Source organism: Neobittarella massiliensis (ex Bilen et al. 2018) (genome assembly GCF_900289145.1).
Lineage (GTDB): Bacteria > Bacillota > Clostridia > Oscillospirales > Ruminococcaceae > Neobittarella > Neobittarella massiliensis.
Genome location: NZ_OKQO01000009.1, coordinates 83,023 through 107,441, shown reverse-complemented (window position 1 = coordinate 107,441; position 24,419 = coordinate 83,023). Strand labels below are relative to the sequence as shown.

The 24,419-nt window shown below is 61.2% G+C and carries 16 protein-coding genes; 11 read left to right on the top strand and 5 right to left on the bottom strand.

Going from position 1 to position 24,419, the window contains the following annotated elements; genetic code table 11:
• Positions 1-412 precede the first annotated feature (412 nt).
• From C6Y32_RS13060 to putP, 4 genes are all read left to right on the top strand, one after another.
• Positions 413-667 (top strand): helix-turn-helix domain-containing protein, encoded by a 255-nt coding sequence (locus C6Y32_RS13060; protein WP_105205705.1) that lies wholly within the window; start codon positions 413-415, stop codon positions 665-667.
• A 1,765-nt stretch (positions 668-2,432) separates the two neighbouring features.
• A complete protein-coding gene (gene sigG, locus C6Y32_RS13055) occupies positions 2,433-3,206 on the top strand; it encodes an RNA polymerase sporulation sigma factor SigG (protein WP_105205704.1) in 774 nt (257 codons plus the stop codon).
• A gap of 433 nt (positions 3,207-3,639) precedes the next feature.
• Positions 3,640-5,103 (top strand): potassium/proton antiporter, encoded by a 1,464-nt coding sequence (locus tag C6Y32_RS13050; RefSeq protein ID WP_105205703.1) that lies wholly within the window; start codon positions 3,640-3,642, stop codon positions 5,101-5,103.
• Positions 5,104-5,427: 324 nt separating this feature from the next.
• On the top strand, positions 5,428-6,927 hold the full coding sequence (gene putP, locus C6Y32_RS13045; RefSeq protein WP_105205702.1) for a sodium/proline symporter PutP: 1,500 nt from the start codon (positions 5,428-5,430) through the stop codon (positions 6,925-6,927).
• Positions 6,928-7,028: 101 nt separating this feature from the next.
• Here putP and C6Y32_RS13040 read toward each other — a convergent pair whose 3' ends face one another.
• A complete protein-coding gene (locus C6Y32_RS13040; protein WP_164998282.1) occupies positions 7,029-8,048 on the bottom strand; it encodes a nucleoside hydrolase in 1,020 nt (339 codons plus the stop codon).
• Between the two features lie 370 nt (positions 8,049-8,418).
• On the opposite strand from C6Y32_RS13040, the gene C6Y32_RS13035 reads away from it, so the two are divergent.
• The 6 genes from C6Y32_RS13035 (at position 8,419) to C6Y32_RS13010 (ending at position 16,965) form a co-directional block, all read left to right on the top strand.
• Positions 8,419-9,375: an AAA family ATPase gene (locus tag C6Y32_RS13035; RefSeq protein ID WP_105205700.1), complete on the top strand. Its 957-nt coding sequence runs from the start codon at positions 8,419-8,421 to the stop codon at positions 9,373-9,375.
• A gap of 53 nt (positions 9,376-9,428) precedes the next feature.
• Positions 9,429-10,616 carry a DUF58 domain-containing protein gene (locus C6Y32_RS13030; protein WP_105205699.1) on the top strand — a complete coding sequence of 396 codons (1,188 nt, stop codon included), beginning with the start codon at positions 9,429-9,431 and terminating at the stop codon, positions 10,614-10,616.
• A 43-nt stretch (positions 10,617-10,659) separates the two neighbouring features.
• Complete coding sequence (locus C6Y32_RS13025) at positions 10,660-13,272, top strand: transglutaminase-like domain-containing protein (RefSeq protein ID WP_105205698.1); 2,613 nt, start codon at positions 10,660-10,662, stop codon at positions 13,270-13,272.
• Between the two features lie 59 nt (positions 13,273-13,331).
• Positions 13,332-14,345, top strand: a complete 1,014-nt coding sequence (locus tag C6Y32_RS13020) for a nucleoside hydrolase (RefSeq protein WP_105205697.1) — start codon at positions 13,332-13,334, stop codon at positions 14,343-14,345.
• Between the two features lie 13 nt (positions 14,346-14,358).
• Positions 14,359-15,648, top strand: coding sequence for a hypothetical protein (locus C6Y32_RS13015; RefSeq protein ID WP_105205696.1), 1,290 nt, complete (start codon positions 14,359-14,361; stop codon positions 15,646-15,648).
• An 846-nt stretch (positions 15,649-16,494) separates the two neighbouring features.
• Complete coding sequence (locus tag C6Y32_RS13010) at positions 16,495-16,965, top strand: VOC family protein (RefSeq protein WP_105205695.1); 471 nt, start codon at positions 16,495-16,497, stop codon at positions 16,963-16,965.
• A gap of 314 nt (positions 16,966-17,279) precedes the next feature.
• Here the strand turns inward: C6Y32_RS13010 and C6Y32_RS13005 are convergent, their stop codons facing one another.
• The 4 genes from C6Y32_RS13005 to C6Y32_RS12990 all read right to left on the bottom strand — a co-directional run bounded on the left by C6Y32_RS13005 (position 17,280) and on the right by C6Y32_RS12990 (position 22,664).
• The gene (locus C6Y32_RS13005; protein WP_105205694.1) at positions 17,280-18,434 is read right to left on the bottom strand and encodes a hypothetical protein; all 1,155 of its coding nucleotides are present in this window, start codon (positions 18,432-18,434) and stop codon (positions 17,280-17,282) included.
• Positions 18,435-18,475: 41 nt separating this feature from the next.
• Positions 18,476-19,627, bottom strand: a complete 1,152-nt coding sequence (locus tag C6Y32_RS13000; RefSeq protein WP_105205693.1) for a nucleoside hydrolase — start codon at positions 19,625-19,627, stop codon at positions 18,476-18,478.
• A 323-nt stretch (positions 19,628-19,950) separates the two neighbouring features.
• Positions 19,951-21,075, bottom strand: a complete 1,125-nt coding sequence (locus C6Y32_RS12995) for a nucleoside hydrolase (protein ID WP_164998281.1) — start codon at positions 21,073-21,075, stop codon at positions 19,951-19,953.
• Positions 21,076-21,434: 359 nt separating this feature from the next.
• Positions 21,435-22,664, bottom strand: a complete 1,230-nt coding sequence (locus C6Y32_RS12990; protein ID WP_105205691.1) for a nucleoside hydrolase — start codon at positions 22,662-22,664, stop codon at positions 21,435-21,437.
• A gap of 287 nt (positions 22,665-22,951) precedes the next feature.
• On the opposite strand from C6Y32_RS12990, the gene C6Y32_RS12985 reads away from it, so the two are divergent.
• Complete coding sequence (locus C6Y32_RS12985) at positions 22,952-24,142, top strand: CynX/NimT family MFS transporter (RefSeq protein ID WP_105205690.1); 1,191 nt, start codon at positions 22,952-22,954, stop codon at positions 24,140-24,142.
• The last annotated feature ends 277 nt before the right edge of the window (positions 24,143-24,419 follow it).

Below are 24,419 nucleotides of genomic sequence, written 5' to 3'. Positions count from 1 at the left end.
GAAAAAGAAACGGATTATAAACGGAGCGTGAGCGCTGCAGCGGATGGCTGCGGCGCTTTTTTTGACGGGCCGAAAGGCGTCGGCAAGTATGGATAGCGACTTTAGAGGTGTGAAAAAAGCCTTATAAGCATAAGTTGATGTTATGCCTCTATAAAAAGGCGTTATATTCTGCTTTTAGAGCGTTAAAAACGGGGTATGGACACAAAAAGGGGCGGGGTGCAGCAGAGTGGTAAAAAGGTAGTGGAGCGGTGAACAACTGAAAATGTTGCATAAAATCATAGGTTAATGAGTGGAGTATCGTAGAATAACCACTAGCATAGTGACATGCAGTGACAATTGGTATTGTCAACCCCCAATCATCGGTTGATTTATGCAATAGTAGACATAAAATCCTAGTGATAGGAGGTATTTTATGTCTGTAAATGTTGAATTTTCTCGACAGGTGTTCCGCTATCGAGACGCCAGCGGTCTGACCCAAGAACAGATGGCTGAGCTGTGTGGCATTTCGATCAAGTACTATCAGCGGCTGGAGATGGGTCAGGTCAATCCCGGATTGAGTATCGTTGTTCATATTGCCAAAGTTTTGAACATTGACTTAGATGCGCTGAAAAGTAAGGATACCTTTGTGGACCAGACCTGCCGCCGGGTGAGAGAACGGGACCGGTAGCAGACCGATGGGCCGGGGGGACCGGCTATATTTGCGGGCGAGGTGAGAGGCAGCTGCCGGGACGGCAGCTTGGCTTTTCGCCCTGTTTGCCGTGGGCGGGCCGGTAGAGACGGGCAGAGATGTGTTGAGGTGTGTTCAGGTGGGGAGAGACGCCCCTCTATAAATAGAGGGGGGCGGACGGGTCTGCTGGCCGGCGGCGCAGTGAAAAAGTGGTCGGGTTGGTTGGACTGGTCGGGCTGGTTGTGGCCGGTTACGGCCGGTTATGGCTGGTCATGGGGGCAGTGGTCTGGGCATTCTATCTGTATAAGACATGGGCGCCGCTAAGGGGGACAGGCGGCAAGTTGTGTGGATGAGGGACGGCACTGCCGTAAGCGGCTGGCCGGTGGAAGTTTATGGAGATCTGTAAGATGTCTGCCGCGCGGTGAGCGCGCCGCCGGGGCAGAGACGGCTGGCAGTGGGGGAGCGACACGGGGAGCCGGCGGGCACGGGTGGGTGCTGACTTGTTTTGGGGTGTGCTGACTTGTGCTGGTGGTGTGCTGACGAATACTGACTTGTGCCGGTGGGTGCTGGAGGTATTTTGCTTTTTCTTTAGAGATCGAAAATTCATGTTGTGAAACAGTGGTCGGGCTGGTTGAGTTGTCTGTGGCCGGTTGCAGCCAGTTACGGCTGGTCATGGGGGCAGTGATCTGGGCATTCTATCTGTATAAGACATGGGCGTCGCTAGGGGGGATAGGCGGCAAGTTGTGTGGATGAGGGACGGCACTGCCGTAAGCGGCCGGGCGGTGGAAGTTTATGGAGATCTGTAGGGGCGTTTGCCGTGTGGTGAGCGCGCTGCCGGGGCAGAGACGGCTGGCAGTGGGGGGAGCGACACGGGGCGCCGGCGGGCACGGACGGGTGCTGGCTTGTTTTGGGTTGTGCTGGGGTGTGCTGGTGGTGCGCTGACGAATACTGACTTGTGCCGGTGGGTGCTGGAGGTATTTTGCTTTTTCTTTAGAGATCGAAAATTCATGTAGTGAAAAAATGGCTGAGCCGGTTGGGCTGGATGTGGCCGGTTGCAGCCAGTTACGGCTGGTCATGGGGGCGGTGGTCTGGGCATTCTATCTGTATAAGACATGGGCACCGCTAGGGGGGATAGGCGGCAAGTTGTGCGGATGAGGGCCGGCACTGCCGTAAGCGGCCGGGAGGTGGGCCTTTATGGAGATCTGTAGGGGCGTTTGCCGCGCGGTGAGCGCGCTGCCGGGGCAGAGACGGCTGGCAGTGGGGGAGCGACACGGGGCGCCGGCGGGCACGGGTGGGTGCTGGCTTGTTTTGGGGTGTGCTGATTTGTGTGCTGGTGGGTACTGGCAGTGTTTTGCCTTTTCTTTTGAGATCGAAAATTCATGCAGAGCGCACAGGCGCAAAAAGTATCTGGGGTGGGGATAAGATCCGTGCTGTGCGGAGCAGACGGACTGCCGGGCGGACTGATGAGCCGCTGACTGGTAAGGCGGTGGGCAAAACAGGCGGGTGCTAGACTGGTGTCTGGCCGGTGCTCGGCGGATGTTGGGCGGGTGTTGGGCTGGTATTGGACTGGTGTAAAGAGATCTGCGGGCGATCATCATTTAAAAAAACAGCCATCTCGTACAGGCGGCAGCGGCGCGCTTACCAGGTGCGCCGCCGTTGATGGAGCGGGCAGTATAACAATCTTTGCCAGAGGCCGGCAGTGCATGTTCGCACCGGGCCGCGGCCATACTTCTCACTGTAAAACAGTGAAAAGGGGTTGCGGCAGTTGTACCAAAACAAGGTGGAGATCTGTGGGGTGAATACCGCAGAGTTAAAGGTGCTCACCGAGGCCCAGAACCAGGCGCTCATTCTGCGGCTGCGGGAAAAGCGGGACATGGTCGCCCGCGAGCAGCTGATCGCGGGGAACCTGCGGCTGGTGCTCAGCGTGATCAAGCGCTTTGCCAGCCGGGGCGAGAACCTGGACGATCTGTTCCAGGTGGGGTGTATCGGCCTGATCAAGGCCATCGACAATTTCGACCCCATCCACAAGGTGCGCTTTTCGACCTACGCGGTGCCGATGATCATCGGCGAGATACGGCGCTACCTGCGCGACAACAACCCCATACGGGTATCGCGCTCGCTGCGGGACACCGCCTATAAAGCCATGAAGGCCAAGGAGGCCTTTACCGCCGCCCACCGCCGGGAACCCACCACCACCGAGCTGGCCGGTGAGCTGGACCTGCCGGTGAGCGACGTGGTCATTGCCCTGGAGGCCATTGTGGACCCGGTCTCGCTCTACGAGCCCATGTATGCCGACGGCGGTGACGTGCTGTATGTCATCGACCAGGTGGGGGACAGCTCGGATGACCGGGACTGGCAGAGCGAGCTGTCGATGAAGACGGCCATCAGCAACCTGGACGAGCGGGAGAAACGCATCATCTCGCTGCGGTTTTTGGGCGGCAAGACCCAGATGGAGGTGGCGCGGGAGATCGGCATCTCGCAGGCGCAGATATCGCGGCTGGAAAAAGGGGCGCTGGAAAAGATCAAGCGGGAGCTGTAGCGGGGCGTAGAGCCCGGCTGGATGCAAAGTGGAGATGGGGGCACGCGGCCGTTGGCCGGCGTGCCTTTTTTGTTTTGCCACTGCGGCGCTGGATAGAGGGCCGGGCATCCCGCTGTGTGGGGGCGCTGCGGTGCACCGGCAGCGGGGGTGGGGTGTTGGGGCGCCCGGCTGCTGCCGCCGGTACCGGCGGGATATTGCCGGGGAAAAAGGGAGGCGGGATGGCGGGAGATAGAGCGCAGACGGTGGGCTGAGGTCGGCGCGCCGGCGGATGGCGAAAGAGGTGCAGGGGCGCGATTTTGACATTTTCTGGCTTTTTTGTTAATATGATAGTAACTGGGTAGGAAATGGGCGGCGGCCGCCGCCTGTGTGCACACCTCTTTGCCGAACACACACACCTCCATAGTGGGGGCAGACAGGGAAGGAGCACTGTTTGATGGGGATCTATACAGCTTTATTACTGGTGGCCGTGGTGCTGCTCATCTGCATCGGCTCCAGCCGGTTATCCTACCGGCTGGGGGTGCCGGTGCTGTTTTTATTTATCGTGCTGGGGATGATCTTCGGCTCGGACGGGGTGTTTGGGCTGCCGTTTGACAACTACCAGCTCACCGAACAGGTGTGCTCGGTGGCGCTGGTGTTCATCATGTTTTACGGCGGATTTGGCACCAGCTGGAAAGAGGCCCGGCCGGTGGCCGCCCAGGCGATCCTGCTGGCCAGCCTGGGCGTGGTGCTGACGGCGGGCATCACGGCGCTGTTTTGCTTTGGCGTGTTGGGGCTCTCGGTATACGAGAGCCTGCTCATCGGCTCGGTGATCAGCTCTACCGACGCCGCCTCGGTGTTTTCGATCCTGCGCTCGAAGAAGTTGTCGCTCAAGCACGGGCTGGCCTCGCTGCTGGAGCTGGAGAGCGGCAGCAACGACCCCACCTCGTACATGCTCACGGCGATCGTGCTGGCGGCCATGGGCGGCCGGGGGCAGAAAAATGTGCCGCTGCAGCTGCTCTCGCAGGTGCTGTTTGGGCTGGCGGTGGGGGCGCTGGTAGCGGTGCTGGCCACGGCGGTACTCTCGCGGGTGAGCTTTGAGCAAAAGGGGCTGCACACCACCTTTTTGGTGGCGGTGGCGCTGGGCTGTTATGCGCTGGCTCAGCTGCTGGGCGGCAACGGCTACCTGGCGGTGTATGTGGCCGGCATCGTGCTGGGCAACAGCCGCATTTTACACAAGGTGGAGCTGGTCCACTTTTTTGACGGTATCACCTGGCTGGCGCAGGTGCTGATCTTTTTTGTGCTGGGGCTGCTTGCCTTTCCGTCGCAGATACCGGCGCTGCTGGGTACCGCGGTGGCGATCACCGCCTTTTTGTCGCTGGTGGCGCGGCCGGCGGCCACGCTGGCCATTTTGAGCTGGTTCAAGGTGCCGCTGCGGCAGCAGTTTTTCGTGTCGATGGCGGGTATCCGGGGGGCGGCCTCCATCGTGTTTGCGGTGATGGCCATGAACGCCGGCGTGCCCATGCGGCTGGACATCTTTCACATCGTTTTCTGTGTGGCGCTGTTTTCGGTGGCGGTGCAGGGGACGCTGCTGCCGGTGCTGGCCCGCAAGCTCGGCCTGGTGGGCGACCAAGAGGGCGGCGGCGTGTGGAAGACCTTTACCGACTACCAGGACCAGGAGAAGGTGCAGCTCATCGAGCTGCCGGTGGTGCAGGGAGATTTTTGGTGCGGCAAAGCGGTGCGGGACCTGGGGCTGCCGCCGGAGCTGCTCATCACCATGATCGTGCGGGGGGAGGAGACGGTGATCCCCAAGGGGGGAACGGTGATCGCCGGCGGCGACCTGCTGGTGCTGGGCGGGCTGGGGCGGGCCCAGATGCAGGCGCTGCTGGCCCAGTGCTGCAGCGACCCCCAAAAGAAATGACGCCCGCGCCTGCAACAGGGCGGCTGCCATCCGTCAAAAACGGGCGGCGGCCGCTTTTTTTAGCGGATGCAAAATGGCCGTGGACGGGCTGAGAGGCAGAGCTGTGAAGAGCTGTGAGCAAAATATTTTGCATAATGAGAGAGCGGTATTTGCAGTTTTCTGGCAAATACAGTATAATAAAATACCGTGTGCTGGCAGTGCCCGGCGGCCGCCCCGGTAAAGACGGGGCGCGGGGCACTGCCGGCTGCGGGCAGAGGAGCGCGGCGCTGTGCGGCCCCACTGCGGTGAGCAGCGGCGTGAAAAATATGAGCAAAAGAGGAGGAGATGCGCGTGCAGACCAACTTATCTGTACTCATCACATTCATCCTGTACCTGGCGCTGATGCTGGGTATCGGCATTTTCTTTTTCAGCAAGTCGAGCAACTTGTCGGACTACTTTTTGGGCGGCAGGGGCCTTGGCAGCTGGGTGACGGCCATCAGCGCCCAGGCCTCGGACATGAGTGGCTGGCTGCTGATGGGCCTGCCGGCGGCGGCCTACATATCGGGGCTGAGCGCCTCGTGGATCGCCATCGGGCTGGGGCTGGGCACCTATCTAAACTGGAAGATCGTGGCGGGGCGGCTGCGCAGCTTTACCGAGATCTCGGGTGATTCTATCACCATCCCCCAGTACCTGCAAAACCGGTTCATGAGCAAGTCGAAGCTGGTGCGCTGCATCTGTGCGATCATCATCTTCGTGTTCTTTTTGGTGTACACCGCCTCGGCCTTTAACGCCGGCGCCAAGCTGGTGATGTATGTGCTGGGCATGGACGACTATGTGCTGGCGCTGGCCATCGGCGCCATCGTCATCGTGGCCTACACCTTTTTGGGCGGCTTTTTGGCGGTGTGCTGGACCGATCTGATCCAGGGTATCCTGATGTTCTGCGCCATCGTCATCGTGCCGGTGCTGGCGGTGCTGCGCACCCCCGACTTCTCGCTGGCCACGCTGTCGGCGCTGGAGGGCGGCACCTTCACCAACCTGTTTAAAAATGCCTCCGGCCCGCTGGGCTGGGTGGCGATCATCTCGAGTTTAGCCTGGGGCCTGGGCTACTTCGGCATGCCCCACATCCTGACCCGTTTCATGGCTATCCGCGAGAAGCGGCTGATCAAAAAATCGCGGCTGATCGCCATGATCTGGGTGGTCATCAGCCTGGGGGCTTCGGTCATCATCGGCATGGTGGGGCGGACCTACCTGTCGGGTCAGGGAATCCAGTACACCGACACCGCCAGCGCCGAGGTGGTGTTTATGCAGATGGTGGGCCGGCTGGCCCCGGGTCTGATCGCCGGGGTGCTGCTGTCGGCCATTTTGGCGGCGGTGATGAGCACTGCCGACAGCCAGCTGCTGGTGACGGCGTCGGCGGTATCCAACGACTTTTACAAGCCGCTGTTCCGCCCCGGCGCCAGCGACAGGGAACTGATGTGGGTGAGCCGCGGCTCGGTCATCGCCATCTCGGTGCTGGCCTTCATCATGGCGCTGGACCCCAACAGCTCGGTGATGGGGCTGGTGTCGTACGCCTGGGCGGGCTTTGGCGCCGCTTTTGGCCCGGTGATCCTGCTGTCGCTGTTCTGGCGGCGGATGACGCTGAAAGGCGCGATCGCCGGCATGGTAGTGGGCGGTGCGACCATTTTGATATGGGAGAACGTGCCCCTGCTGGCGGGGACCGGCCTGTACTCGCTGGTGCCGGGCTTTGCCTTGGCGCTGGTGGCGGTGATCGTGGCGTCGCTTTTGGATAAGGCGCCCGACAAAGAGGTGCTCGACCAGTTTGAGCGCTCGCTGCAGGCAAAATAGATCAGGGATCAACGAGAATACAGATAAAAGGAGTGGGTACCGAGCTGGTACCCACTCCTTTATTATGTGGCGTTTATTATGTGGCGTTTGGGGCCGGGCGATTACAGACCTCTTTTGGCTTTGTCTTTCTCTAAAACATCCATCACCCAGTTGTAGAACACGTCTTTGTCGGCGCCCAGGGCAAAGTAGCAGTTCTTCGGCTCGGGGTTGACGCGTACGCGGCGGTCGATGATGGTCTGGCCGTAGGCGAAACCGCGGGAGATATCGGTGTGGCAGTTGACGTGCAGCACATCTTTTAAGCACTCGGGGTGCAAGACGGCGCACAGCGCCAGCGCATCGTGGATGGGGGCGGCGTTGAGGGCCTTCATCTCGGCGTCGTTGACGCCGTAGCCGGCGGTGCGGGACTCGACCAGGTCGGCCACCAGCTGTGCGGGTTTGGTACCGATAGCGCGGATCTTCTGGGCCTCGTCGACGGTGATGTAGGCCTGGTGGGTGGCGTCGAGCGGGACCATAGTGATCTTGCAGCCGGACTGCAGCACGATCTCCATCGCCTCGGGGTCGGCCCAGATGTTAAACTCGGCCGCGGGAGAGGAGTTGTTGACCAGGTGGCCGCCGCCCATGATGAAGATCTCTTTGATCTTGGGGATGATGCGGGGATCGGCGCGCATGGCGACTGCGACGTTGGTCAGCGGGCCGACCGGGACCAGCGTGATCTCGCCGTCTTCGGAGTCGAGCAGGGTGTTGATGAGCCAGACGACGGCGCTGTCGCGCTCTTCTTTGATGGTGGGGGCGGGCAGGGGCAGATGGTCGCCGTGGACCACTGTTTGGCCTTCGCGGGTGCCCTCACGGGTGGGGAAGGGGCGCAGGGACTGGGCAGTCCAGGGCATGAGGGTAGAGGCGATGGGCAGATCGCAGCCCTTATACACCTTGACCTGACCCTGCTTGTCACAGCACTCGACCACGCGCAGCGAGTTGTCGGTGGTGAGCTTGACCTCTACGTTGCCGTTGACGGAGCAGATGCCCAGGCAGTCGAAGTCTTCGCAGAGCATGGCCATGACCAGCGCGATAGCGTCGTCAGAACCGGTATCTACGTCCATGATGATCTTTCTTTTGGTATCCATAGTCGCATCTCCTTTTTGGCTGTTGGTGTAGGACTTTGTTTCTGCCTTTATTGTAAGAGCGCGACCGGCCAAATGATAGGACATATGTCCTGAAACAGTGCCAAATATTTTGCGTAAAATCACGCAGAGTGCACAGTTGCAGTGCAAAAAGAGTACTGCACCGGCGGGCCGACAGGCATATCGTACCGGAAGGCGGCGGCTGCCGCTGTTCTTTTACAGGGGTGGGTCTGTATACCTTTGGCTAAAAAGAGGTGCAGTGTGTTTGGATAATATGTATAAAAATTATGACAGACCTGTAAGGAAACTTGTCCTTGTGGTGCGGCAGGTCTATAATAAGACAATAAATAGCGGATAGAAAGGGGCTTCTTTTATGAAATACAACCAGCGTGCCGAAAAGATCATGCAGGCGGTGGGACATGCGGTGGTGGGCAAAGACGATGCGGTCGCCAAGATACTGATGGCCATTTTGGCCAAGGGACATATCCTGCTCGACGATATACCCGGCGTGGGTAAGACCACCACTGCGCTGGCGTTTTCCAAGGCGATGCAGCTGGAATTTTCCCGCCTGCAGTTTACGCCCGATGTGCTGCCCACCGATGTAGTGGGCTTTTCTATGTACGACAAGGAGAGCGGGGAGTTTCGCTTTCAGCCCGGCGCGGCGTTTTGCAACCTGTTTTTGGCCGACGAGATCAACCGCACCAGCTCCAAGACCCAGTCGGCGCTGCTGGAGGTGATGGAGGAGGGCAGGATCACCGTGGAGGGGGTGACGAGACCCATGCCCAGCCCCTACGTGGTCATCGCCACCCAGAACCCGGTGGGCTCTATCGGCACCCAGATGCTGCCGGAGAGCCAGCTGGACCGCTTTATCATCCGCTTGAACATGGGCTACCCCGACCGCGCGGGCGAGATCGAGATACTCAAGCGCCGCCACGACCACAACCCGCTGGACACGCTGGAGCCGGCGGTGCAGATCGCCGACATTTTGCAGATGCAAAAAGAGGTGGAGGCGGTGCACGTGGACGACGCCATCTACGCCTACATAGCCGACCTGGCCGCCGCCACCCGCGAGCACCCGCGCATTGAGCTGGGGCTGTCGCCCCGCGGCTCGATCGCCCTGATCCGCATGGCCAAGGCGGCGGCGTATGTGTACGGCCGCAGCTACGTGACCCCCGACGACGTGCAGGACGTGTTCACCGATGTGGCCGCCCACCGCGTGGTGCTCTCGTCGCGGGCCAAGGTAAATAACCTGACGGTAGAACAGGTGCTGGCCGACGCGGTGGGGCAGGTGGATGTGCCGCCGGTGGTAAAGCCCAGCGAGGCGCCGTGAGCGCACCACGGCAGCGATAGAGCATTTATGGGAATAGAGAGGGGGGCGGCCGGATGAGGCGTTCCAGGATCACCTACGGCGTGCTGTGCCTGGTGATGGTGTGGTTTTTTATCATGTACCAAAACTACGTGTCCTTTTTGGGGCTGGGGTTTTGCCTGGTGCTGCCCCTGGGCCTGTTTTTGTATGTGAACGCGCTGCGGGAGCAGGTGCGGGTTTGGCTGGACACCCGCGACGTTTTGGGCAACCGGGGCAGAGACATCCCCATCAAGCTGCAGGTGTCTAACGACTCGAAGATGGCGATGCCGTTTGTGGAGATCACCCTGCAGATCAAGTACGGCTTTTACGCCGAGGAGAAGACGCTGCTGCTGGAGGTGCCGCTAAAGCCCAAGGAAAAGCGCATTTTGCAGGTGGACCTGCAGCCCATGCACGTGGGCAACCTGCAGCTGAAGGTGGGCCGTATACGGGTGCTGGACTTTTTTCGCCTGACGGCGGGGCGCGCGCGGAAAACGCTCATCAACACGGTGACGGTGCTGCCCTACGTGCCCGACAGCCTGGGCATGCACCTGAGCGACGACTTTTTGCGCTCCAGCGACGACGTGACCCATTTTTCGCCCTATAAGCCGGGCGATGACGCCTCGGAGACGTTTGTCATCCGCGAGTACCGGCCGGGGGACAAGATGCACCGCATCCACTGGAAGCTGAGCGCCAAGACGAGCGACGTGATGGTGCGGCAGGCCAGCTTTCCCATCGAGAACTCGGTGGCCATCTACACCGAGCTGTACTGTCCAGCGCGCTACACCCCCGACGACAAGAGCTGCGTGGATGGGGTGCTGGAGACCACCTACATGATGTCGCTGTTTTTGCTGCAGTCGGGCATCGAGCACCAGCTGCACTGGTTTGACCACGCCGGCGGCGGGCCCTGCAGCGCCGAGATAGCCGATGAGGGGGACCTGTTTGCCGCCATGTCGGAGATGTTTACCGGCAGCCTGTACTGGGAGACCCCGCTCATGGCCAAAGAGATGGTAAAGGACCCGGCGCGCGTGCAGGCCAACCGGGTGCTGTACATCACCCCCAAGCTGTTTGAGGAGCTGGACAACCTGCCTTACTCGCTGCAGCGCAAGACGGTGATGTTCTACTGCCACGTGGGGCAGCCGGAGGACTCGCCCGTTTGGGACCGGTACCGCATTATCGAGATAGACGCCGCCGACCCGCAGCCGGACTTTATGGACCTGGTGCTGTGAGCGGGTGGGCGCTTAGCCGAGAGAAAAAAGAGGAGGTGGGCAGATGATACGGCAGTTGTGGCGGCGACTGAAAAAGAAAAAAGAGGAGCCGCAGTTCTTTATTGAGGACCGCGATTTTCGGCTGAAGCTGCCCCCCCGCTACCCGCAGCCACAGCCGCCCAAGCGGTTGGGGTGGCTGTGGTATATGCTGTGGGCGCTGTGCTGCGTGGCGGCGTTTTGGTTTGCGCTGACCGGGCTGTACGGCGATATGGGCGTGGATACGCTGCTGCTCTACCCCATCGTGGGGGCGGGCACGGCGCTGTTTGCGCTGGCGGCCTATAAAAAGCCCAAGCTGCTGGCGATACTGGGCGGCGCACTGCTGGCGGCGGCGCTGGTGATGGGGCAGAGCATCTACTACGGGATGCTGTATACGATCTCGCAGATCGTGGAGAAGATCAACACCGTATCGGCCCAGCTGGTGCTGGGGCCCACGATATCGCCGCAGATGACCCTGCCGCAGTACACCTTTCAGTTTGCCGTGGTGCTCATGTTGGCGGTGGGGTATTTGGTGGCGGTGTGCAGCGTGTGGCGGCGCAACTTTTACCTGTATTTTGCCGCCACTTTTCCGCTGCTGGCTATCGGCATGTATTTTGGTCTGCCGCCCAGCGGCTTTTGGATGGCTGTGCTGGCGGTGACCTATTTGGCCGTTGCCGGGATGCACGTGTTTGCCGGCTGGCGGCCGGGCAGCAAAAAGAGCGACTTTGCCGCCAGACAGGTGAAAAAGCGCTATGTGTGGCAGGTGCGCTACCAAAACGGGGCGGGCCGGCGGGCCATGTCGCTGCCGGCCGGCACACTGCTGGTGTTGGTGGCCGGCATCTGCGCGGCGGTGAGCTTTTTGGTGTTCTCGCCCACGCTGTATAACAAGGACTCGTTTGTGGAGTTTCGCACCACGCTGAACCACTTTATGGTAAAGCTGCTGGAGAAGAGAGAATATGCGGTGCCCACCTTTAATTCTGGCGACCTGACCCACATGGACACCTTTGAGAAAAAGGGCAAGGTGGACATGGAGGTGACCACCTTTAACTGGGGCAACACGCTGTATTTAAAGGGCTACACCGGCAGCACCTATACCGGTACCCAGTGGGGGCCGATCACCGACAAGGAGGAGCGCCAGCTGCGCGCCTCGCTCTCGAAGTCGTTTTACGACGAGGGCTATTACCCGCAGAACCTGGCCGGCGAGTTTTTGAAGTACGAGACCCAAAAGCAGGTGAACAAGCAGCCGGTATACCAGTCGACGATGATCGTGAAGCACAAAGAGATACGCAATAAGACCACCCGGCGCCTGAACTATATGCCGTATTACCCCGCTTACCCCGACGGCAGCGGCGGTATGGTCCCGCTTTTGGACCTGGACGCCGACGCGGGGGTGATCTTGCCGTGGTTTGGGCTGATGAACACCTACGAGCAGGATTTTTACACCACCGGCAAGCTGGAGGGGCTAAATACCGAGATCCCCTACGTCAGAGAGGGAAAAGAGGGGGCCAATGAGGACGCCCAGACCCGCTTTTTTATGCAGCGGCAACCGCTCTACCAGAAAGAGGCGCAAAAGCTCTACACCAAGCTGCCCGAGAGCGGACTGGAGGAGATAAAGGCCCAGTTCACCCCCGAGCTGTACGCACAGCTGGGCAGCCTGGACCGGTTTACCAGCTATGTGCAGGCCTATATGCAGAGCCACTACACCTATGATGAGCAGCCGGGCGAGGTGCCGGAGGGAGAGGACTTTATCGAGTACTTTATCGGCACCAACAAAAAGGGCTTTTCGGCGCATTTTGCCTCGGCTGCGGTGATGATGTACCGCGCGGCCGGCATACCCGCCCGCTATGCGGAGGGATATGTCATAGCGCCCACCGACTTTTTTAAGGACTACCAAAAGGGCAGCGCGACCCTGCACGATCTGGCTTCGGGGCAGTCGCTGACGGCGGTGAGATACGAGCTGCCGGTGACCGATGCGGCCCAGCACGCCTGGGTAGAGGTGTATGTAGATGGGATCGGCTGGCAGCCGGTAGAGGTGACCCCCGGCTACGAAAACGTACAGGACAATTTGCCGGAGGTCCGCCAGAGCAGTGCAAATTTGGACGTTGAGAGCCTGCCGGTGCGGGTGACCCGCTATAAGAGCGGCGGCAGCTCTGCCGAGGTAGAGCCGCCCACCCGGCTGCAGCTGCTGGCCCAGCGGCTGGACCGGCGCATGGCTATCGATCTGCTGCTGGTGGCGGCGGCGCTGTTTGTGGTGGCGCTGGTGCTGTGGGTGTTGTACCGCCGTTTTGCGCGGCTGCAGGCCATACGGCGGGCGGTGCACAGCGGCGATTACAGCGACTGTGTGCGCTATTTGTACTGGTATGTGACCACCCTGTTTGGCTTTGCCGGTGTGCGGCACCCGCGGGGAAAGAAGTACAGCTGGTACGCCAAAAGTGTGCCCAACCGCCTGCTGGGGATCGATTACGAGGAGCTGCGGGAATTTCAGGAATACGCGGTGCAGGCCAAATTCAGCGCCGAGCCTTTGGATGAGGCCGCTTACGAGCGCTGCCTGGCGCTGGCCGACAAGATGGCCGGCGAAGTGGTGAGCCGGCTGGAGCCCAGCCGGCGGCGGATGCTGCGGCTGCGCAAATGGCTGTGGTAAACAGCCGCTGATGCCGGCCTGCGCACGCGGCGCGAACACGCAAAAAAGGGGGCTAAGAAATGAGGGGAAAACGGACCGCATTGGCGCTGGTGGCAGCGGTGCTTTTTTGCCTGTGCGCGGCCGCTGTGGCAGCCCCCCAGAAAGAGGGGACGGCGGCGGTGACTTGGCAGCGGGACAAGGTGCCGGTGTTTATCGACTGCGACCCCGGCATTGACGATACCTTTGCCTTGGCCCTGGCAAAAAAGAGCCCCGCGCTGCAGGTGCTGGGCATTGGCGCCGTACAGGGGAACGTGGGGCTGGGGCGCACCGGGGCCAACGCCCTGAGCATTGCCAGCTATATTGGGCTGGAGTGCCCGGTGGCGCTGGGCGCCACCTACCCCCTGCAGGGGGTGCCCATGGGGGCCGCTTACGCCCACGGCAGCGACGGCATGGGCGGGGTGGCGCTGCCCACGCCCGACCGCACCTTTGACCGGCGCCCGGCCTGGAAGCTGTTATACGACACGGCCAAGGCCTGTGACGGGCAGCTGCAGGTGATCGCCATCGGGCCGCTGACGAACATCGCCAAGGCGCTGGAACTGTACCCCGATTTAAAAGATATGCTGGCCGGGATCACGGTGATGGGGGGCTCGCCCACCGGGCTGGGCAACATGACCCCCAGCGCCGAGTTCAACGCCTTTAACGACCCCTGGGCGATGGAGGCGGTGCTGGAGAGCGGCGTGGACATTACGGTGATTGGCTATGATGTGACATCGCAGGCGGTGGTGCAGGGGGATGAGCTGGAGGCCATGATCGGCGACAGCCGCATACCGCTGCTCTTAAATGGGATGCGCCGGACCTTTGTGGGGGAGGAGAGCGACAGCAAGATCCTCAACGATGTGCTGGCGGTGATGGCCCTGACAGATCCCCAGGTGCTGATGATAGAACAGGGTTCGCTGCGCTGCCTGACCGGGCGCGCGGACCGCGGCACTACAGTGCTGACTGATGACGGCAGCCCGGTGCGCTATGCGGTAGGGCTTGACCGGGAAAAGATGCTGGATGTGCTGCGCCGGATGTGCGCAGATTACCAGAAGTAAGGGAGGTGGCGGCATGCTGAAACTGCCGGAGCGGCTGCGCCGGGCAGCCGGCAACAAAAAGGTGCGCCGAGCGGCCAAGGCTACGACGGTGATCGCGGCAGCGGCGTTGGGCGTGCTGCTGGGCATTTTTTTGCTGACCTATAACTTTGTGACGATACGGGCGGACTACACCTACAGCACGGCCCGCACCACGTTTGGCGAGGGGGCCAGCCGCCACAGTGTGGTGGCGGTGTACCAGAATAAGAGCGAGACGCTGGTGTCGGTGGAGTCGAGCTACAAGGTGGTGGACGGCAAGGATTTTTTACTGGAGGACTATCTGCGCTACGACGGGGAGACCGGCAAGCTGCTGGAGGACCGGACCGATGAGCTGCCCACCCCGCAGGTGACTTTAGAGATGCACATGAGTGACAAGGTGTACACGGCCACAGTGCTGGGGAGCGGTATCTCGGCCATTGGCGAGTACGAGTACACGGTGACCACCGACTTTCGCTTTGCCGACACGCGCCGGCAGGAGGCGGTGTACCTTTCGGTCAACGGAGAGGGACTCAAGCGCATTGCACTGCAGTACACCGCCGGGCAGGAGCCGGTGAAAAAACAGGTGCAGCTGGCCGGCGGGGAAGAGACCGAGGTGGTGATCACACCGCTCTCTAACGACGGACAGGACTTTGTGGTGGAGTATGCGCAGCCCCAACAGGAGGGGTGGGAGGACCTGTACCTGACCGACCTGTTTGCCGTGAGCGAGGACTATGCGGCGGCGCAGCCGACGGCCAGACGTCTCTGCTTTTCGGATGGGGCCATGCGCTGGGCCTATCACCTGCAGGACGCTGAGACCGGCCGGCTGGTGACCCGCCTGGACTACGGCGGCTATTCGGTGGCGGCCCGGGCCGAAAAACCGCGGGAGACCACCCTGCCCAACCCGGAAGATGGGCAGACGATACAGCTGGATGATCGCGAGCTGGCTGTTGGCCCGGCCAGCGTGCGTTTGCAGAGCGTGTACCGCGAGGGGCCGTATGTGTACATCAAATTGCAGGGCGAGAGCGACTGGGGGCCGGTGACCGGCTTGATAGCGGCCGAAAAGACGGCCGACGACGCGCTTTACCAGAAGCTGCAGGAGGGCCAGACCCTGACTGCCGGTGAGCGCGGGAGGCTGAGCCGGGGCTACATCTCTGATTTTGACACCATGACCTACGCCGTGCGGGCCGAGCCGGGGGAGCAGCTGACCCTGCTCATCGACACGGCGCTGGTGCAGAGGACCTGCCCGGGCTGGATAGAGATAGCGGCCGCGCGTTCGGCAGAGCAGTAGGCGGGCAAAAAGAGAACGCGGTATCCGCTACCGGAAAAGAGAGGACAGACTGTATGAGATGGGTCTTATGCAGTCTGTTTTTTAGTGGGGGCGGGAAGCCTGGAGGATCTTCCGGCGTGAAAAGGCGGGATAGGACCAGGTGACCGGTTTGACAGATCGCGGGGCGGGGGATAGAATGAAGAAAACCTGGGGGCCGGGCGCCGGCCGGCGCGGACCTATCCCCGCGGGGCTGGTGTGTCGGTGTGCCGGTGATGGCGGGGACCCAGCGCGGCTGGCGGCTGGCGGTCGGCGGTCGGACCCGGCCATGGTGCAGCGGTGGGCGTGGCGGGGATACCCCAGCGCGGCTGGCGGGGCCCGGGGGGCAGATCTTTAAAAGGCGTCTGGCCAGAGCTGACCTATATGTGTGCTCCATGGATCTTTGGGCGGAAAGGCCTGTCTGTGCGGTAAAAATGGCCCTGTGACAGCTGCCGATGTTCATCGCCCCGAAAAGAAGATGCGGGGTATGCGCCTTGAGCGGGAAATGGATATAGACCGTGCGGGGACACACTGCTGTTGGACAGCGCAAAACACTGGGACGGCGGTATTTATTGGCAACACAGGCCAGCTGGCGGATAGGTCTGCGCGGCGCTGACGGACCTTTGAGCGCGGTGGGCGGATAGCCTGCCCTGTGCCGAGACTATGTGTTTGCGAGAGCGGGAGCACGGCTGCTGAAAACGGCGGTGACACCTTGGCCCCGATGGCGGGCACCCCGGTGCCGGGCCGGTGGACGGTACGGTGTACCGGTCGCCATGGACCAGCGGCGAGCAGTACCTGTATAAAGCTTATAATCGATAAAGGAGAGCGAAGATGACCTATAAGAACCCCCTGATCGCGGTAGCGGATATGCAAAAGGGCCTGGACTTTTATCACCGGGTGTTGGGCCTGACGGTAGAGCAGGATTTTGGCACCAACCAGGTGCTCACGGGCGGCGTTTCTCTGCAGACGCTGGAGAGCTGGGCCGGATTTTTGGGCTGTGACGAGCGAGATATCCGGTTTGGCGGCAAGAGTGCCGAGCTGTATTTTGAAGAGACTGATTTTGACGCTTTTGCCGCGCGGCTGGCGGCGATGGAAGATATCTCTTACGTGCATCCGGTGATAGAGCACCGCTGGGGGCAGCGGGCGGTGCGCATATACGACCCCGACCGGCATATCATCGAGATAGGGGAGCCGCTGCCGGCGGTAGCGCGCCGTTTTGCCGGGCAGGGAATGGATGTAGAGCAGATCGCCCGGCGCATGGATGTCGGGGCGGACTTCGCCGCTCGGCTGTTGGCGGAGTGAGCGGCTCCGCGCAGGTCCTGCCGCTGTTTTGCGGCGGCTTCGCGGTGGAGTACCAGTTGGCGGGCATACCACCTCGGCCGGCGCCGCTCGCGGGCGTTAGGAGGGGGGCCACTGTGGTGGACGGGCCTGCCGAGAGATAGACCGGCGGGGCAGTGCTGCTGCGTGGAAAGATGTGTCCTCAAAAGAGCGATCCCCCTGTGTACAGACCGCGTACACAGGGGGATCGCTCTTTTGAGATCGGGAAGTTGGGTCTACTGCTTTTGATGAGAGACAGACAGAGACGGTCTTGCCGGGGCGACCGGATGTGCCGAGGATCAGCTATCTCGCTGGATCCAGCCGAACTGCTCCAGCTGCAGCTGGATCTCGGTGACGGCGACCGGCATCTCTTTCCCGGACCAGTTTTTCCACTTGAAGAGAAAGTGGGGGTCGGTGCTCACATCCATGAGCTCAAAAGAGGTGCGGGAGGAGACATCCTGATCGTCGGGCCGGGCCATGGAGAGCTTGGTGATGACCCCGACACTGGACATGGGCGGCAGCCGCAGCGCGGTGTCTTCGCCGTCTTGCAGCGCGGTGACGGCGGGCAGCGTAAAGCTGCCGCAGGTGACTGGCTGCGCGATCTCCCGGCTCTCGCCGTCCTGTAAGATAGGGGCGGTAAAGGTGGCGTTGCGCTGGCCGCTAAAGGTGACGAGCAGATTGCTGTACGAGAGGTAGGAGACCGCGGGGGAACCTTTGCGCTCGATGCGGTCGTCCTGCAGGCGGTAGAGCGTATAGTCGCCCAGCTGCTGGGCGGCGGCGCTGTACATGCGCCCGTCGCTGGCGCCGATGGTAAGGGTAGGGACGACACTGGTAAGGCTGGGATCGTCTTTGGGGAGGACGACCTTTTGCAATACGCTGCCACTGCCGCTCTGCAGAAAGCGGGTCTCGATCTGGACGGTGTGACCGGTGAGCAGCTGGATCTGCTCGGTCTGCGTTTGCAGGGCAGACAGCTGCTGGACGTCGATGTCGCGCCGTTTATAGTTGACGGTGACCACCGCCGTGTCGCCGGCTTCGCGCACGCCGTCGATGCGGGCCAGATAGTAGCAGTAAAACCGGCCGCCGGAGACGCTATAGCTGCACTGGATCTGGTCTTCGTCTGCCTGATAGCGCTTGCCGCCGGTGCTTACTTCCAGTGAGACGGCCGCGCTGTTGAGCTTGGCGTCGGCCTCGAGATACCCCTGTTCCTGGGTGGAGAAGCCCTCTAACTTGTCGGAGTAGGTGATCTGCGACAGCAGGAGATAGGCGGTCTGGCCGTCGAGGATCAGGTCTTCTACCAGCAGCTCCTGCTTGTCGTCCTGCAGGATCTCGCTCTTGCGGGCGTGCTGCACGGTGAGGGTGGTGGCCACGGCGGTGAGCGCCACCATGACTGCAGCCAGCGCGATAGCGATACCCTGTACCGCCCGCTTGGGGAGCGGCTTTTTATAGAGCTTCATGGGCGTGACCTGCCTTTCTGGTAGGATAGAGGGAATGAGCTCTACCGGTAGGAATCGACCATTTGCCGTATGGCCTGCCGGTAGAGCGTGCGGTCGATATCGACCAGCAGAGAGACCTCGGCGCCGAGATCTTCATCTGACTTTTCTGCATCTTGAGCGGAGGTGAAAACGACCGTCCCGGTCTTTTCGCCGGTGGTGATGATGTTGACCCAGCATTTGTCGTACCGGCACAGGTCGCTGCCGCCGCTTATCACGCTGAGCAGCGGCGCCATGCTGGGCATGGCCCGGCAGTTGAGGGAGGTAGTTTGGTCGTTGGTCTTCCAGTTGTCGTTGGTGTACTGCTGTACCCCGACCAGGAAGCTCTGGACCGGGCTCTTGTCGGATACCAGATCAGACCAGTAGTCGGGAGAGCCAGTCCCCCACAGGGCCGTATTGCCGTCGCTATCGGCCACGGGGCAGGGGTTAATAAGCCGGGTGGCCAAATAGGCGCGGTCGCGGGGCACGACGGTCAGTGGCACCCCGCAGCGCAGCACGACATCCAGCGCCTGCGGGTCGCAGGAGGTGTTGAATTCGACGGCGGGAGAATCGAAATTGCCGGCCATAAAAGTGATACCGGCCAGCTTTTGAGCCAGATCGGGATATTGCTGCAGGGCGGTGGCGACATTGGTGAGCGGGCCCAGGCAGATGAGCTGCAGCTTGCCGTTTTGGGCGACTGCCTCGTCGTAGATGAGCTGCCAGGCGGGGCGCTCGTCGAGCTTTTGGGCGGGGACCGGCAGCGCCACACTGCACAGGCCGCCGACCCCGTTGTTTTCGGAGCTGGGGAGCAGCGAGCGCACCAGTGGTGTGGCGGCCCCGACAGAGACCGGACAGCCAAGCCCGATATAGTCGGTGAGAGACAGCGCGTTTTGAGTGGTGGCGCCGATGGAGAGCGCACCGTAAACGGTGGTGATACCGCGCACATCCAGATTACCGGTGCCCCCGGCCATGACCAGAGCATAGCCGTCGTCGGTGCCGGGATCGCAGTCGATGATGACGGGGACAGCCTCTTTATAGGCGGGGATGACCGGCTCCTGTACCAGCGCGGCGACGATGCAGCCGACGGCCGAGACGGCAGCTAAAATACAGAGCACCCATTTGGTGCTCTTTTTCATCTTTTTCTTTTCAAAAGGGTTGGGATTGTACCGCGTGCTCATCTGCCGCCTCCCCGCGCAGAGCTGCTCTGCTCTGGTCGTCCTATACAACAAAAATGCCGATAAAATATGAATGGTGCATACAATGTGCACCGAATATTTATGAGGTTTTGTACAGTATAGCACGATGAGAGGCGAAATTCAAGAAACAGCCCCGAGTTGTGAGACTTTTGTAACAAATAGAACGGCGGGGATGGGCGGCCCTGTATATGTGCGGGCTGGGCAGCGGGATACAGAAGGACATCAAGTAGTGGCCGGAAGTACCCGGCATACTGCGAGCAGCCGGTGCGGCCGCTGCCGGCAATACCGGCTGCTCGCCTGCCCGGCTAGCGGTAGCTCTCGACCATGTCGCGCAGGAGCTGGATATAGATCTCGCTGTCCAGGCCGGTGAGCACGGTTACCCGACAGCCGACGGGGTGGACGGCTATTGCCGGTTGGTCGGTGAGTGGATAAAAGGCGGTTGTGCCGCACTGCTCTGACTGGGTGCCGACTGACATGTAGGCGGTGCGCTTTTGGCAGATAGAGGGGGCGATCACTGCGATGACCGCTGCCAGATCGGGCAGACCGCGGCCATTTGGGTCGAGGGCGGATGCCTCTACCCGCCACTGCTCATCGGTGTATCGCTGTACACCGGCAAGCAGCGCGTGCACGCAGCTTGAGGGAGAGACGATCTCGCCCCAGTAGGTATCTGTGTTGGCAGTGGGGCTGGGATTAGAGAGATAGGTGCAGTCGTAGGCGGTATCGCGGGGGGCGACCTGCAGCTCGATGCCACTTTGCAGCACCAGCTGCAGCGCGTGCGGGTCGGCACTTGCGTTTGGCTCGCGCGCGGAGAGCGAGGCATTTCCGCACAGCAGGGTGATCTTGTCGATCTTGCCGGCCAGGTCGGGGTAGAGCTGCAGGGCGGTGGCGATGTTGGTGAGCGGGCCCAGGCAGATGAGCTGCAGCTTGCCGTTTTGGGCGACTGCCTCGTCGTAGATGAGCTGCCAGGCGGGACGGGCATCCAGCTGGCGGGTGGGCACCGGCAGAGCGACACCGCATAGACCACCGGCACCGCTGCCGGCAGCGCTGGGCTGTAGGGAGCGTTTGAGTGGGACTGCAGCCCCGGCTGCCACCGGGCACCGCAGGCCGATATAGTCGGCCAATGCACACGCGTTTTGGGCACAGGCTCCCAGCGGCAGACTGCCATAGACCGCGGTGACGGCGCGGATGTCTAGACCGGCAGCGCAGCCGGCCAGAACCAGAGCATAGCCATCGTCAGCGCCGGGATCGCAGTCGATGATGACCGGGATAGGGGAGGGACCAGAGAGATAATCGGGCTGATCGAGCAACTGCCCGAGCCCACTAAGCACCCCACACACCAGTATAGTGGTGGCGAGAAGAAAGACCGGCCGCCGGCCGCGTTTTTTGGAGGGCGAAACGGCTGTGGGGCCGTTAGTGATCTGTTTTTTCATCCGTGTGCTCCTGCCCAAAGGGGGTCTCATGATGGGTGTAGGAGGTGGACATGCCAGTAGAGGGAGAACGCAGCGCATATGACTGCGCGCATTTTAGGTGCATTCTGCGCCGACAGCCATCCAGACGGCTGATGTGCCGATCTCCTGGGCAAAAGGCCTGACAAAAACTTGGTGTTCGGGCGCGGCAGACGAATGCTGATGTGCTTGCCGGTCTTAGCCTTTGGAGGAGGACCGCTGTGGGCAGCTGCAGGGCGGTGGCGGCACCTCCCGGTGAAAACAGCGGTAAAGGCGCGGGACCATGCCCGTGGCGCAACCGTTCCGGGGCGAAAAAGGCGCTGAGGCAGCGCGATGGATATGGCTCAGGTATAGGCGCGGGACATATTTTCGACCGCTTGCAGGTAGCGGGTGCGGTCGGTTCTGGTGACGACGGTGGCCTTGACGCCCGATTTATCGCGATATTCGGAGAAGGTGACGAAACCGATGTCATCGCCGGTGGTGGAGACCGACACCCAGCGATTGACCTTTGAGCAGATGCTGCCCCGGCCGGCGGTAGCCAGTACCGGTACCATACTGGCAAAAGTAAGACCGTTGGCGGTATCTCGGTCACCTTCTATTTTCCACTGCCAGTCGGCGTACTGCTGCACGCCGGCTAAAAAGTCGTACACGTCGCTTTTGGGGGTGAGCAGATCGGACCAGTAGAGTTGTTCGCCGGAGGACTCTGCGGGCGCGCGGCCGGTCTTTTGCGCTTTTTCCTGTATCTTTTTTTCCGCCTCCTGCTTTTCTTTTTCTGACAGCTGTGCGGTGGGCAGATGGATGGTACCGGGCTCTTGCCCGCTGGCGACAGGACAGGGATTTAAAAGGATGGTGTCGCTGGCCGCAGCGCTAAAGGGGACGATGAGCAGCGGCACGCCGCTGTGCAGCACGGCGTCGAGGGCATGCGGGTCGTAGAGCGCGTTGGCATCGGCTGTACCGGCCTCCAGCTCGCCGGCCAAAAAGGTGATGCCGGCCAGCTTTTGAGCCAGGTCGGGATATTGCTGCAGGGCGGTGGCCACGTTGGTGAGCGGGCCCAGACAGATGAGCTGCAGCCTGCCGTTTTGGGCGACGGCCTCGTCGTAGATGAGCTGCCAGGCGGGGCGCTCGTCTGGTTTGGTGTGGGGCACCGGCAGAGCCACATTACACAGGCCGACAGCGCCGCTGGCGGCGGTGCTGGAGATCCGCGCCCGCCGCAGGGGAGAGGTAGCCCCGGTGGCTACCGGACAGCCGAGCCCGATATAGTCGACCAGCGACAAGGTGTTTTGGCTGGCGGCCCCGGCCGGCAGATCGCCGTATACAGTGGTGACGCCCCGCACATCGAGACCGCGGACGCTGCCGGCCAGTACGAGCGCATAGCCGTCTTGAGCCGTACCGGTGCAGTCGATGATGACGGGGATGACGTTACCGGAGGAGGAGAGCGGATCGGGCGGGGTCTCGAGCGCGGTGTTTACGCAGGTAACGACCAGAAAGACAGCGAGGATAGCCATGGGCCACCGGACGCGCTTAGAGTTAGAGAGTTTGTGCCAGAGAGCGGGCACCGATCGAAAACGCCGCATGAAAAGTACCTCCCAACAAAGAGCACCGGCGCACAGCCGGTCTGTTCTTACGACCAGTATACAGCATCTTTACTATATGCACAATAATAATCTTCATTTAGATAAAATATATAGATCAATCGTTATGTTATCTGGTTGGGCTCTGCTATATTCGACTTTGAAAAAGTGCAGAAAGCAAAGAGGAGCGGATCAGAGGAAGCAGGGCATGCTGGGTGGCGTGGTGGCAAAATTTGTGGTATGATAGCGCTATATGACAGTTTGAGGACAGTTTTGAGGAGTAGGGTTTTATGAACAACAAGAAAGTATGGCTGTTTTGGGGCATTGTGCTCATTGCCTGCAACCTGCGCGCGCCCATCACGTCGGTGGGGTCGCTGGTATCAATGATACAGGGCGATACGGGCATGTCGAGTGCTCTGGCGGGCTTTATCACCACGCTGCCGCTGCTGGCTTTTGCCGTGGTGTCGCCGTTCGTCTCGACGATGATGGACAAGCTGGGCATGGAGTGGACTATGCTGCTGGGGCTTTTGAGCATGATCGCCGGTGTGCTGACCCGCTCGTTTTGCGGGGTGCCGGGTATTTTTATCGGCACCACGCTGCTGGGTGTGGGCATTGCAGTGGGAAACATTTTGCTGCCCAGCATCATCAAGGAGCGCTTTCCCTTAAAGGTGGGTTTTATGACCAGCCTGTTCACCACTTCCATGTCGACTTTTTCGGCTATCGGCTCGGGCATCAGTGTACCGGCGGCCGAGGCTGGGCTGGGGTGGCGGGGCTCGCTGGCGATGTGGCTGGCCACGCTGGCGCTGGCCGCGCTGGTCTGGTCGCGGCAGCTGGGCCGCGGGGAAGAGGGCGGCCCCCGCGGGCGGGAGATCAAGGGCAGCCACTCCCCGGCCCGCCGGGTGATGAGCAGCCCTTTGAGCTGGCGGATCGCCCTGTATATGGGCTGTCAGTCGTTTTTGTTCTACTCGCTGGTATCCTGGCTGGCAACGATCCTGCAGAGCCGGGGCATATCGGCGGCAGACGCCGGTTTTTTGGTGCTGCTATTCCAGCTCTCCAGCATCCCGGCCTCGTTCATCTTCCCCATCTGGGCGGCTAAAAAGCGCGACCAGCGGCTGGTCACCTTTGTCGACTCGGCGCTGTTTACCGTTGGGGTGGCCGGGGTGATGTTTGCCGGTGACAACCTGTTTATCCTCATCCCGTCGCTGATCTGTGCCGGGCTGGGCACTGCCGGCAGCTTGGCGCTGGCACTGATCTTCATGTCGTACCGGTGTAAGAGCGTACAGCAGACGGCGACTTTGTCGGGGATGGCCCAGTCGATCGGTTATCTGCTGGCGGCGGTGGGGCCCATCCTCATCGGGGCGCTGTACGATGTGATCGGCTCGTGGATGGTGCCGCTGGGCGTGCTGGTGGGGGTACTGGTGCTGCTGACACTGTTTGGTGTGGGCGCCGCCCGTGACCGCTATATCTTAGACGAGGAGTAAGCGCCGGTATTGCCGTCTGTTTGGGGGGCAGCCAGATGGCGGCGCATGCACATATAAGCGGATAAAAAAGAGAGGACAGCGCACTCGCTGTCCTCTCTTTTTTTGCCGTTGAGCCGATCGGTGAGACCACGGGCAGCGCAGAACTGCCGGCGGTGTGGGCGGGTTTAAGCAAGCAGTTCAGCCGTGACTGCATGTGTACAAAATGGCGGATAGCGGGGCCGCTGTAGAAAGACGGAACGGAGCTCCTCGTCTTATACTGGGCTATACCGGTGTATGC